General features: G+C 71.7%; 12 protein-coding genes. 7 read left to right on the top strand and 5 right to left on the bottom strand.

What is annotated here, in order from left to right:
* The first annotated feature begins 6 nt into the window (after window positions 1–6).
* A complete protein-coding gene (locus tag ACWC97_RS15225) occupies window positions 7–1,149 on the top strand; it encodes an NADH-quinone oxidoreductase subunit D (protein ID WP_352275526.1) in 1,143 nt (380 codons plus the stop codon).
* A gap of 67 nt (window positions 1,150–1,216) precedes the next feature.
* On the opposite strand, the gene ACWC97_RS15220 is transcribed toward ACWC97_RS15225, so the two are convergent.
* From ACWC97_RS15220 to ACWC97_RS15205, 4 genes are all read right to left on the bottom strand, one after another.
* Window positions 1,217–2,257 carry a hypothetical protein gene (locus ACWC97_RS15220; RefSeq protein WP_352275528.1) on the bottom strand — a complete coding sequence of 347 codons (1,041 nt, stop codon included), beginning with the start codon at window positions 2,255–2,257 and terminating at the stop codon, window positions 1,217–1,219.
* Between the two features lie 95 nt (window positions 2,258–2,352).
* On the bottom strand, window positions 2,353–3,333 hold the full coding sequence (locus ACWC97_RS15215; protein ID WP_352275529.1) for an ABC transporter substrate-binding protein: 981 nt from the start codon (window positions 3,331–3,333) through the stop codon (window positions 2,353–2,355).
* Window positions 3,334–3,424: 91 nt separating this feature from the next.
* The gene (locus tag ACWC97_RS15210; protein WP_352275531.1) at window positions 3,425–4,099 is read right to left on the bottom strand and encodes an ABC transporter permease; all 675 of its coding nucleotides are present in this window, start codon (window positions 4,097–4,099) and stop codon (window positions 3,425–3,427) included.
* A 4-nt stretch (window positions 4,100–4,103) separates the two neighbouring features.
* On the bottom strand, window positions 4,104–4,811 hold the full coding sequence (locus tag ACWC97_RS15205; RefSeq protein WP_352275533.1) for an ABC transporter permease: 708 nt from the start codon (window positions 4,809–4,811) through the stop codon (window positions 4,104–4,106).
* A 129-nt stretch (window positions 4,812–4,940) separates the two neighbouring features.
* Here ACWC97_RS15205 and ACWC97_RS15200 point away from each other — a divergent pair, with 129 nt between their 5' ends.
* Window positions 4,941–6,119, top strand: coding sequence for an ABC transporter ATP-binding protein (locus ACWC97_RS15200; RefSeq protein WP_352275534.1), 1,179 nt, complete (start codon window positions 4,941–4,943; stop codon window positions 6,117–6,119).
* Window positions 6,120–6,146: 27 nt separating this feature from the next.
* On the opposite strand, the gene ACWC97_RS15195 is transcribed toward ACWC97_RS15200, so the two are convergent.
* On the bottom strand, window positions 6,147–7,268 hold the full coding sequence (locus tag ACWC97_RS15195) for an alpha/beta hydrolase (RefSeq protein ID WP_352275535.1): 1,122 nt from the start codon (window positions 7,266–7,268) through the stop codon (window positions 6,147–6,149).
* A 138-nt stretch (window positions 7,269–7,406) separates the two neighbouring features.
* Between ACWC97_RS15195 and ACWC97_RS15190 the strand changes: the two genes are divergently transcribed.
* The 5 genes from ACWC97_RS15190 (at window position 7,407) to folK (ending at window position 11,856) form a co-directional block, all read left to right on the top strand.
* Window positions 7,407–9,248, top strand: coding sequence for a phosphatidylglycerol lysyltransferase domain-containing protein (locus tag ACWC97_RS15190; protein WP_450649593.1), 1,842 nt, complete (start codon window positions 7,407–7,409; stop codon window positions 9,246–9,248).
* A gap of 30 nt (window positions 9,249–9,278) precedes the next feature.
* A complete protein-coding gene (gene folP / locus ACWC97_RS15185) occupies window positions 9,279–10,139 on the top strand; it encodes a dihydropteroate synthase (protein WP_450649591.1) in 861 nt (286 codons plus the stop codon).
* Window positions 10,136–10,618: a nuclear transport factor 2 family protein gene (locus ACWC97_RS15180; RefSeq protein ID WP_385203781.1), complete on the top strand. Its 483-nt coding sequence runs from the start codon at window positions 10,136–10,138 to the stop codon at window positions 10,616–10,618. Before folP ends, ACWC97_RS15180 begins: the two co-directional genes overlap by 4 nt.
* 270 nt (window positions 10,619–10,888) lie before the next feature.
* Window positions 10,889–11,248 (top strand): dihydroneopterin aldolase, encoded by a 360-nt coding sequence (gene folB, locus ACWC97_RS15175; RefSeq protein ID WP_352275541.1) that lies wholly within the window; start codon window positions 10,889–10,891, stop codon window positions 11,246–11,248.
* A complete protein-coding gene (folK, locus tag ACWC97_RS15170; RefSeq protein WP_352275542.1) occupies window positions 11,245–11,856 on the top strand; it encodes a 2-amino-4-hydroxy-6-hydroxymethyldihydropteridine diphosphokinase in 612 nt (203 codons plus the stop codon). The genes folB and folK overlap by 4 nt, the downstream gene beginning before the upstream one ends.
* The last annotated feature ends 18 nt before the right edge of the window (window positions 11,857–11,874 follow it).

Here is an 11,874-nt window from a genome sequence, read left to right as displayed (position 1 = left end):
GACCGCATGACGGAGACGACGGTCGGCATCGGCGGCGCGGCGGAGAGCACGGACATGGTGCTCAACATCGGTCCCCAGCACCCCTCCACGCACGGTGTGCTCCGGCTGCGGATCGTGCTGGACGGCGAGCGGGTGCTGAGCGCGGAGCCGGTCGTCGGCTACATGCACCGCGGCGCGGAGAAGCTGTTCGAGGCGCGCGACTACCGGCAGATCGTGATGCTCGCCAACCGCCACGACTGGCTGTCGGCGTTCTCCAACGAGCTGGGCGTCGTGATGGCCGTGGAGCGGATGCTCGGCATGGAGGTCCCCGAGCGCGCGGTCTGGACCCGTACGCTCCTCGCCGAGCTGAACCGGGTGCTGAACCACCTGATGTTCCTCGGCTCCTACCCGCTCGAACTCGGCGGGATCACCCCGGTCTTCCACGCCTTCCGGGAGCGCGAGGAGCTCCAGGGCGTGATGGAGGAGATCTCCGGCGGCCGGATGCACTACATGTTCAACCGGGTCGGCGGCCTCAAGGAGGACCTCCCGGCGGGCTGGACCGGCCGGGTCCGGGACGCCGTCGCCGCCGTCCGCTCCCGGATGGGCGTCTACGACGACCTGGTGCTCGGCAACGAGATCTTCCGGGGCCGCACCCGCGGCGTGGGCGTGCTCGCGGCCGACGCGGTGCACGCGTACGGGGTGTCCGGGCCGATCGCCCGCGCCTCGGGCGTCGACTTCGACCTGCGGCGCGACGAGCCGTACCTGGCGTACGGGGAGCTGCGGGACACGTTGAAGGTGGTCACCCGGACCGAGGGCGACTGCCTGGCCCGCTTCGAGTGCCTGCTGGAGCAGACGCACAACGCGCTGGAGCTCGCGGACGCCTGCCTGGACCGGCTGACCGAACTGGCGCCCGGCCCGGTCAACCAGCGGCTGCCCAAGGTGCTGAAGGCCCCCGAGGGCCACACCTACGCCTGGACCGAGAACCCGCTCGGCATCAACGGCTACTACCTGGTCTCCAAGGGCGAGAAGACCCCGTACCGGCTGAAGCTCCGCTCCGCCTCGTACAACAACATCCAGGCGCTCACCGAGCTGCTGCCGGGCACGCTGGTCGCCGACATGGTGGCGATCCTGGGCTCGCTCTTCTTCGTCGTCGGCGACATCGACAAGTAGCGCCGGGCACGTCGGACGCGCGCACCCGGCGCGTACACCGGGGTGCGCGTCCGACGTTCGGGTCCGGCTACGAGATCGCGCTGCGGAGCTCCACCACGTCGAGCTGCTCGGTCTCGTCGTGCGCGGTCAGGTCGATGACCTTGCCGACGGCTCCTTTGGCGGCCCGGTCGGTGCGGTGCGCGGCCAGCGCCTCCTCGCCCACCACGTCGGCGAGGTCCTCGTCCTGCACGGACTCGATCGCGGCGCGGTTCTTCTGCGTCTGCGTGCCGAAGAAGTCGAAGCTGCCCTGCGGCACCGGCTGACGGCGCGCCGGCGCGTACGGGGCGACGGCCGAGGCGGGCGACGCGGGGCGGGCCGGGGGGAGCGCGACGGACTGCCGGGCCGGGGGCAGCGGGGCCGGGGGACGCAGATGGCGCGCGGCGGTCCGGTCCTCCTCGGCGGCGGGCGGCGCGGCCGGGGCGGGCGCGGCGGCCGGGCGCCGGGCGACCTCGGTCCGGCGGGCCTGCTCGGCGGCGCGGCGGGCCTCCTGGAGCGCGGCGTTGCGGGAGAGGTCCTGGAGCGCCTGGGCGGCCCGGAGATAGGCGCCCGGCGTCGGCGTGGAGGTCGCGGCGGCCAGCTCCCGGGGGGCCTTGGCAGCCGGCTCGCGGGGGGCGGCTGCCTCCAGCGCGAGCTGCCTGCGGCCCTCCAGGGCACTGGCCCGGCCGGTCTCGGCGTTGGCGTACCGGCGCAGCAGCGCGGCGTGCTCCCCGCGCAGGTTGGCCAGCTCCACGCGCTTGCGGCGCAGCTTCGTCTCCAGCCGGGCGCGCAGCTCCCGCGCCTCCTCCAGGTCGGATTCCAGCTCGGCCGCCCGCTCCTCGGCGCGCCACTCGTCGCCCGCCCGGGCCCGGGCCAGCTCGGCGACGCGGCGGCCGGCGTCCCGGTCCCAGCTGCGCATCAGGTACGCGCCGGTCACGGCGGCCACCGCCGTGACGGCCACCAGCCCGCGCAGGACCAGGGGCTCGGCCAGCAGCCAGGAGCCCGCGGCACAGACGACCGATACTCCGGCGACCGCCGACGGCGGAAGGATTCTGTGCAGAGGTGGCGAATGGCGATGACGTCCACGTGGCATGGCCTGAAATTTACCGTGTGTGCGAGGCACTTGGGGGGCCGCCCGTCAATCTGTTCCCTGCCGGTTACCTGACGGCCCCCTTTTCCCTCCGTTTCCTACTTCTCGACCAGTCCCTTCGTACGGAGATAGTCCCCGGCGACATCGGCCGGCTTTGCCCGCTCGGCGTCGACCTTGCGGTTCAGTTCCGCGAGATCCCCGGTGGTGAGGGTCTTGGTGAGCCGGCCGAGCGCTTCGGCGATCTCGGGGGAACCGGCGTCCTTCGCGTTGACGACCGGCAGGACGTTGTCGGCGTTCTGGAGCTTCTTGTCGTCCTCCAGGAACACCAGGTCGTAAGCGTCCAGCACGGCGTCCGTGGTGGTGGTGAGGACCAGTTGGTCCTTGCCGTCCTTGACCGCCTGCTTGGACTGCGGAGTACCGACTCCCTTGGGGTCGATTCCGGTGACGTCGATGCCGTACGTCTTCTTCAGACCCGGTGCGCAGAAGGGCCGCACCTCGCACTCGTCGCCCGCCGCGATCTTCACCGGGACCTTCGAGCGGCCGAGGTCGGAAAGGGATTTGATCTTGTTCTTCGCGGCGAATTCCTTGGTCACCGCGAAGGCGTTCTGGTCGACCGCCGCACCGGCCGGGAGGACCTTCAGCCCGCGCGGGGCGGCGAGCTTCTCCAGGGCGGCGACCGTGGCCGCCGTGTCGCCCGAGGCGACCGGTGCCTTCGCGGCCTTCTCCGCGCCGTTCGCCTTGGCGTTGAGGAATTCGGCGATCGTCGCCGCGTATTCGGGTACGACGTCGATCTCGCCCTTCTCCAGGGACGGCTCGTACAGCTCCCGGTTGGCCACGGTGGTGACGGAGGTGCGGTACCCGGCGTCGGCCAGGATCTGCGCGTACAGCTCCGCGAGGATCTTGGACTCGGTGAAGGAGGCGGCGCCGACGACCAGCGGGCCCTTCTTCCCGGAGCCGGACTCCGCGGCGGCACCGCCCCCCTTCTCCTTCTCCAGGCTGTCGCCGCCGCAGGCGGCGAGCGAACCGGCCAGCGCGGCCATGCCGATGACCGCGCCGGCTATGCGCGAGGACTTGCTCATGTGTTGTTCTCCGTCCACAGCAACAGGGTGATCAGGGATCCGCGGGGAAGGGGAGCGGTCGGCCGCCGGGCCCGCGCGCGTACGGACGGCGTCATGCCGCCCGGCGGCGGCCCAGCGGCGACAGCAGCCGGTCCAGGGCCACCAGCACGCCCTCCACCAGCAGCGCGAGCGCGGCGACCAGCACCGCCCCCGCGACCACCTGCGGGGTGTTGTAGGTGTTGAAGCCGGCGGTGATGATCCGGCCGAGGCCGCCCTGGCCGACCATCGCCGCGATCGTGGCCGTGGCGACCACCTGGACGGCGGCCGACCGCAGCCCGGTCATCACCATCGGGTGGGCCAGCGGCAGCTCGACCCGGAGGAAGAGCTGACGGCCGGTCATGCCCATGCCTCGCGCCGCCTCCGTCACCGACCGGTCGACCTCCGTCATCCCGACGTAGGCGTTGGTCAGCAGCGGCGGCACCGCGAACAGCACCAGCGCGACGACCGTCGGCACGTAGCCGGCGTTGCGCAGCGGCGAGACCATGAAGAGGGCCAGCACGGCGAAGACCGGTACCGCCCGCCCCACGTTGGAGATGTTGACCGCCAGCGCGCCGCCCTTCCCTAGATGCCCCAGATACAGGCCGACGGGCAGCGCGACCACGCACGCCAGGGCGAGCGCCACCCCGCTCACGTACAGGTGCTCGGCGAGCCGGTGGGCCGCACCGCTCTCCCCCGACCAGTTGGCCCCGGTGGTGAGCCACGCCCAGGCCCCGCTCATGACCCCCATGGATTCAGACCGCCTTCGCCGCCGGGTCCGCCACGGGGGCGGTACGTATGCGGGTCCAGGGCGTCAGCAGCCGCTGCACGCCGAGCAGCAACAGGTCCGCGACGACCGCCAGCAGCACGCACAGCACCGAGGCGGTGAGCACCTGGGCCTTGAAGAAGCTGGGCAGCGCGTCCCCGATGAGGTTGCCCAGCCCGCCCCTGCCGACGATCGAACCGACCGTCGTCAGCGCGATCGTGGAGACCGTGGCGATCCGCACCCCGGCCATCAACGCGGGCATCGCCAGGGGAAGTTCGACCTCCCACAGCAGCCGCACCGGCCCGTAGCCCATCCCTCTCGCCGCCTCCTTCGCCTCCGGCGGAACGGCTTCGAGGCCCGCCAGGATGTTCCGCACCAGGACGGTCAGCGAGTAGAGCACGAGGCCGGTGACCACCAGGGCGGCGGAGAGCCCGAAGAGGGGCAGCAGCAACGAGAAGAGGGCGAGCGAGGGGACCGTGTAGAGCACCGTAGTCAGCCCGAGCACCGGGGCGGCGAACCGCCGGCCGCGCCGCGCCAGCAGCGCCAGCGGAAAGGCCACCAGAAGCCCGATCGCCACCGAGACCCCGGTGATCCAGACGTGTTGGACCGTCGCGTCGGTCAACTCCTGGCCGCGGGAACGGAGATACTCCCCGCAGATCCAGTCGTTCGCCACCAGGCAGTTCTTCCCCGCGGCCATCCGCCCCCACCTCCCGTCGGCACTTCGTACGCCTGTCCGGTGACCCTATCCTCGGCCACTGACAATCGTGGGGACCGTTGTATTTCAGCAACACGCCCTTCACAGAACTCGCGCCACAATGGGGGAACCATGATCCGTTTCGAGCACGTCACCAAGCGGTACGCGGACGGCACCACCGCCGTCGACGACCTTTCCTTCGAGGTCGCCGAGGGTGAACTGGTCACGCTCGTCGGACCGTCCGGCTGCGGCAAGACGACGACCATGAAGATGGTGAACCGGCTGACCGAACCGACCGAGGGCCGGATATTCGTCGACGGGGACGACATATCCACCATCGACCCCGTCGCACTCCGCCGCCGTATCGGATATGTGATCCAGCAGGTGGGGCTCTTCCCGCACCGCACGGTCCTGGAGAACACCGCGACCGTCCCGCATCTCCTGGGCTGGAAAAAGGGAAAGGGACGGCAGCGCGCGGCCGAACTCCTCGACCTGGTCGGACTCGACCCTTCCGTTTATGGCGACCGCTATCCGGAACAACTTTCCGGAGGTCAGCGCCAACGCGTCGGCGTGGCAAGGGCGCTGGCCGCCGACCCGCCGGTCCTGCTGATGGACGAGCCTTTCGGCGCGGTCGACCCGGTCGTCCGGGAACGGCTCCAGAACGAATTCCTGAAACTCCAGGAACAGGTCCGCAAAACCGTCCTGTTCGTCACCCACGACATCGAGGAGGCCGTCCGGCTCGGCGACCGGATCGCCGTCTACGGACAGGGCTCCATCGAGCAGTTCGACACCCCCGCCACCGTGCTCGGCGCCCCCGCCACCCGGTACGTCGCGGACTTCGTCGGCGCCGACCGCGGCCTCAAGCGGCTCTCCGTCACCCCCGTCGAGGAGAGCGACCTCGACCAGCCCCCGGTCGTCCACCTCGACGACCCCCTGGCCCGGGCCACCGGACGGCTCCGCGCCGAGGGCGCGCGCTGGGCCGTCGTCCTGGACGGCGAGGACCAGCTGCACGGCTGGCTCCCGGCCGACGCCGCCGACGCGGCCGACGCAACCGGGACCGTACGCGCGCACGCCCGCCGGATGGAGGCGTGGCTCCCCCTCGGCGCCCCGCTCAAACAGGCGTTCTCCACCATGCTCCAGCACGACGCCGGCTGGATCGCCGTCCTCGACGCGCAGGGCACCGGCCGCTTCCTCGGCGTCCTCACCCCCGCCCGGCTGCACGAGGCGCTGCGCCGCTCGATCGACGCGGACGCCCAGGACCTCCCGCGGGCCGAGGTGACGGTCGAGACCGTGGAGCGCGCCACGCTCTGAGCCGGGGCCCCCGGGGACGGGCGACCGTCAGTTCTCGCTGAGCCGGCTGCTCAGCCAGTCCAGCGCCGAGGGGATCTCCCGCCGCCAGGTGTTGAAGTTGTGCCCGCCGCTGTCCAGCACGATCGAGGACACCTGGGCGGGCGCCTTCACCTTGGAGATGAACCGCCGCGTGGTGGTGTAGTTGCCCTCGCCGTGCCGGGAGGTGGTGACCAGGAAGGACGAGTCGGGCTGCGGCATGTTGTCCAGCGTCCACATCAGGTCCGCCCGGTTCCGCGCGTCCTGGTCGCCCTGGAAGAGGTCACCGGTCGTCGGGTCCTCGGCCGCCTTGTAGTAGGCGGAGAGCCCGGCGCTCGCGATGAACCGGTCCGGGTGGTGCAGCCCGATCTTCAGCGCGCAGTAGCCACCGGTCGAGTTGCCGATGATGCCCCAGTTCCGGGCGAGCCTCCCGACCCGGTACGACTCGGAGACCGCCTGCGGCACGTCCTCGGCCAGGAAGGTCTCGGTCTGCGGCCCGCCCTCGATGTCCACGCACTCGGTGTCCCGGGGCGGCGCGACCGTCGGCCGCAGCATCACCAGGATCATCGGCTGCGACCGTCCTGCTTTCACCCGTTCGTGTGCGGTCCGCGGATAGTCGAGCCCCTTGAGGAGGTTCTCCGCGACCCCCGGATAGCCGGTCAGCACCTCGACCGCGGGGAACTTCCGACGCGAGAAGGCCGGCTGGAAGTACTCCGGCGGCAGGTACACGTACGCCGAGCTCTCGATCCCCGACCGCTTGCCCGCGACCACGACCTTGTCGATCCGGCCGCTCACCTCGGGGCGCGGTCCGCCCGGCACCTGCGGCCGCTGCTCCCCGACCCGGACGATGTTCTTCGAGGCCAGGGTGGCCGCCGCGTGGTCGGTGACCACACCCAGGTCCTGCTTCCGGCCGAACAGATCGGCCCACGACCCGTAGAAGAGGAAGGAGTTGTTCGCCACCAGGGCCACCGTGACGAAGATGGTCACCTGGGTTGCCAGCATGAGGCCGATCCGGCCGGACACCGCGGGCACGCTGCGACGGGACAGCCGGGGCCAGAGCCAGATCGTGGCGGCGAAGAACACCACGGCCAGCACGATGGCCAGAACCAGAAGCGTCTTACTGGTAAGACCCATGGATGGTGAGCTTTCTTCTCTGGAATTTTCCGTGCGTGGGTGAACCCGCGGCGCGGAAGCCTCGTCCTACAGATCGCACATCGTCCTGAGGCATATGTCCGAAGGACTCAAGATTCTCTCGCGGAGCCACGGGAAGCGATGTCTGTCACGCTAGATGGGGATAAATCGGGATCGGTTCCGAGTCCCGTAAGCAAGTTCGTACGAGGCCCCCGCCCCGAAACGGTACCGGGCCTCGTGGGTACCGCCTGCACCGTCGTCGGCCTGATCGACGTCGCCGCGGGCGTCTTCCCCCGCTTCCGGCACAGCCGGATGCACACCCTCGCCGAGGTGCTGCCCGGCGCCCTCGGCCCGTTCGCCGCCGCGCTCTCGCTGAGCGCCGGCGTCCTCCTCCTGCTCCTCGCCCACGGCCTCAAGCGGCGCAAGCGGCGGGCCTGGCGGGCCGCCGTCCTGCTGCTCCCGGCCGGCGCCCTCGCGCAGTTCACGTACCGTCACTCGGTGGTCGGCGCCCTGGTCTCGCTGGCGCTCTGCATGCTGCTGGTCCGTCACCGGGGCGAGTTCTCCGCCCTCCCCGACCCCCGCAGCCGCTGGCGCGCGCTGGCCAACTTCGTCCTCCTCGGCGCGGGTTCGCTCGCCCTGGGCGTCGCCGTCGTCAGCGCGCACCCCGGCCGGGTGGTCGGCGACCCCAGCATCGCCGACCGGCTCCAGCACGCCCTGTACGGGATGCTCGGCGTCGAGGGCCCCGTCCGGTACACCGGCGACACCTCCTGGACCGTGGGCTACTCCCTCGGCGCCCTGGGCCTGCTGACCGCCGTCACCACCGTCTACTTCGCCTTCCGCCCCGAGCACCCGGCCGCCCGGCTCACCGAGGACGACGAGGTCCGGCTGCGCGCCCTCCTGGAGAAGCACGGCGGCCGCGACTCGCTCGGCCACTTCGCCCTCCGCCGCGACAAGGGCGTCGTCTTCTCCCCCAGCGGCAAGGCCGCCGTCTGCTACCGCGTGGTGTCCGGGGTGATGCTCGCCAGCGGCGACCCGATCGGCGACGTCGAGGCATGGCCCGGCGCCATCGAGCGCTTCATGGACGAGGCCCGGGCCCACTCCTGGACCCCCGCCGTGATGGGGTGCAGCGAGACCGGCGGCGAGGTCTGGACCCGCGAGACCGGACTCGACGCCCTGGAACTCGGCGACGAGGCGGTGGTGGACGTCGCGGATTTCTCCCTCGCCGGGCGCCCGATGCGCAACGTACGCCAGATGGTGAAGCGCATTGAACGCCTCGGCTACGAGACCCGCGTCCGCCGCGTCCGCGACATCGGCGAGGACGAGCTCGCCCGCATCCGCCGCGCCGCCGACGACTGGCGCGGCACCGACCACGAGCGCGGCTTCTCCATGGCGCTCGGCCGGCTCGGCGACGCGGCCGACGGCGACTGCGTCGTCGCCACCGCCCACAAGGCCGACGAGTCCGGCACGGACTCCCCGTACGGCGACCTGAAGGCCGTACTCCACTTCGTCCCCTGGGGCACCGACGGCATGTCCCTCGACCTGATGCGCCGTGACCGCTCCGCCGACCCCGGCATGAACGAGCTGCTGATCGTCGCCGCCCTCCAGGCCGCCCCCGGCCTCGACGTCGAGCGCGTCTCGCTGAACTTCGCGATGTTCCGCTCGGCCCTCGCCCGCGGCGAGAAGCTGGGCGCCGGGCCGGTGCTGCGGACCTGGCGCGGGCTGCTGATCTTCCTCTCCCGCTGGTTCCAGATCGAGTCGCTGTACAAGTTCAACGCCAAGTTCCGGCCCCGCTGGGAACCCCGCTTCGTCGTCTACCGCAACGCCGGGGACCTCCCCCGGATCTCCTTCGCCGCCATGCAGGCGGAGGGCTTCGTCAGCTTCTCCCTCCCCCGCCCCTTCGCCCGCCGCTTCCCGGCCCCCGGCCCCCGCCCCTGCGCCCACACCCCCGCTCCGGGCCCCGAGCGGCACGCGCACGCGGCATAGTCCCCCTCCGTACAGGCCTACGCTGGACACATGAGTACGTTGCGTGGACGAGGCACGGTCCAGGGCCTGCCGGAGTGGGACCGCTGCGCGGTCATGGGTGTCGTGAACGTGACCCCGGACTCCTTCTCCGACGGAGGCCGCTGGTTCGACACCACGGCCGCGGTCAAACACGGCCTCGACCTGGTCGCCCAGGGCGCCGACCTGATCGACGTCGGCGGCGAGTCGACCCGCCCCGGCGCCACCCGCGTGGACGCCGAGGAGGAGCTGCGGCGGGTGGTCCCGGTGGTCCGGGGACTGGCCGCCGAGGGGGTCACGGTCTCCGTCGACACCATGCGGGCCCGGGTCGCCGAGCAGGCCGTCGCGGCGGGCGCCGTCCTGGTCAACGACGTGAGCGGCGGCCTCGCCGACCCCGACATGATCCCGGTCGTCGCCGCGGCCGGCGCCCCGTTCGTCGTGATGCACTGGCGCGGCTTCAGCGAGTCCATGAACAGCCGCGCGGTCTACGGGGACGTCGTCGCCGAGGTCGTCGCGGAGCTGCGCGAACGGATGGACGCCGTGGTCGCGGGCGGTATCGCCCCGGAACGCGTCGTGATCGACCCCGGCCTCGGCTTCGCCAAGGAGGCCGCCCACGACCTCGCCCTGATCGCCCGCCTCGACGCGCTGCGCGCCCTGGGCCGCCCCCTGCTGGTCGCCGCCTCCCGCAAGCGCTTCCTCGGCCACGTCCTGGCGGGCGAGGGCGCCACACCACCGCCCGCCCGCGAACGCGACGCCGCCACCGCGGCCGTCTCCGCGCTCTCCGCGCACGCCGGCGCCTGGGCCGTCCGGGTCCACGAGGTGCGGGCCACCGCCGACGCGGTCCGGGTAGCCCGCGCCGTCGAGGGAGCCGCGTGAGCACCGGCCGCGACGAGCACGCGGAGGCCGCCGCCGACATCGCCGCCGTCGAACGGGCCAACACCGCCTTCTACGAGGCGATGGAGCACGGCGACTTCGAGGAGCTCTCCGGGCTCTGGCTGCCCGGCGAGGACCTCACCGTCTCCTGCGTCCACCCGGGCTGGCCGGTGCTGACCGGCCGCGGCGAGGTGCTGCGCAGCTATGCGCTGATCATGGCGAACACCGAGTACATCCAGTTCTTCCTGACCGACGTCGGGATCTCGATGACCGGCGACACCGCCCTGGTGACCTGCACGGAGAACATCCTCAGCGGCGGACCCGCCGAGGACGGCAACGCGCTCGGCCCGCTGGTCGGCCAGCTCGTCGTGGCCACCAATGTGTTCCGGCGCACACCGGACGGCTGGAAGCTCTGGTCCCACCACGGCTCCCCCGTACTCACCGAAACCGGTGAAGAAGGGGACGAAGAGTCCTCCTCCTGACCCGTCCGGCCCCTCCTCCCCGACCCGTCCGGTCCCGCCTCGTCGCCCGGTCCCGGCCCGCTTCCGCCCCGGATTCCGGCCGACCGTACGCCGGAAAGGGGTTGGAACCGGGAAGCGCGGGTATACGCGGCTTCCAGCCCCCGTGGAATCCGCTTGCCGGGTACCCACGGGAGAGTGCCGTCAGTGCTCGAAGGTAAATTCGAAAGTGGGCACCTCGCCGTCCGCACGCGGCCCCGTGTCTCAGGACCAACGAGAGCAGGAGTGATTCGCGTGGATCGTGTCGCGCTGCGCGGCCTCAAGGCCCGTGGACACCATGGCGTCTTCCCCAAGGAGCGGGAGGAGGGCCAGACGTTCATCGTCGACCTGGTGCTCGGCCTCGACACCCGTCCGGCGGCGGCCTCCGACGACCTGACGAAGACCGTGCACTACGGCGTCGTCGCGGAGGAGGTCGTCGAGGTCGTGCGGGGCGAGCCCGTCGACCTGATCGAGACACTCGCGGACCGTATCGCCCGCACGTGCCTCAAGCACGAAGGGGTCGAGGAGGTGGAGGTGGTGGTGCACAAGCCGGACGCGCCGATCACCGTCCCCTTCGACGACGTCACCATCACCATCACCCGGAGCCGAGCATGACCTCGTTTTCCACCGAAGGGCAGAGCGACCCGACCGTCCAGCCCGTGCCCGCCTCCGTGGTCGAGCAGGTGGACGCGGCGGACATCACCCTCTCCAACCCGAAGCGGGCCGTGATCTCCCTCGGCTCCAACCTCGGCAACCGCCTGGAGACCCTCCAGGGCGCCATAGACGCCCTGGAGGACACCCCCGGCCTCCGGGTCAAGGCGGTCTCCCCGGTGTACGAGACGGAGCCCTGGGGCGTCGAGCCCGGCTCCCAGTCCTCGTACTTCAACGCGGTGATCGTCGTGAAGACGACGCTCCCCCCGTCCTCCCTGCTGGAGCGCGGCCAGGCCGTCGAGGAGGCGTTCGAGCGGGTCCGCGAGGAGCGCTGGGGCCCGCGCACCCTCGACGTCGACATCGTCGCCTACGCGGACGTCGTCTCCGACGACCCGGTGCTCACCCTTCCGCACCCCAGGGCCGCCGAACGGGCCTTCGTCCTCGCCCCCTGGCTGGACGTCGACCCCGAGGCCCAGCTGCCCGGCTCCGGTCCGGTGACCCAACTGCTGGCCGCGGTCGGCCGGGACGGCGTACTGCCCCGGACCGACCTGGAACTCCGGCTGCCCGAGTAGTCGTTAGGCTCGACGGAA

Source organism: Streptomyces sp. NPDC001108 (genome assembly GCF_053598535.1).
This window is presented reverse-complemented; position numbering and strand designations above follow the sequence as displayed.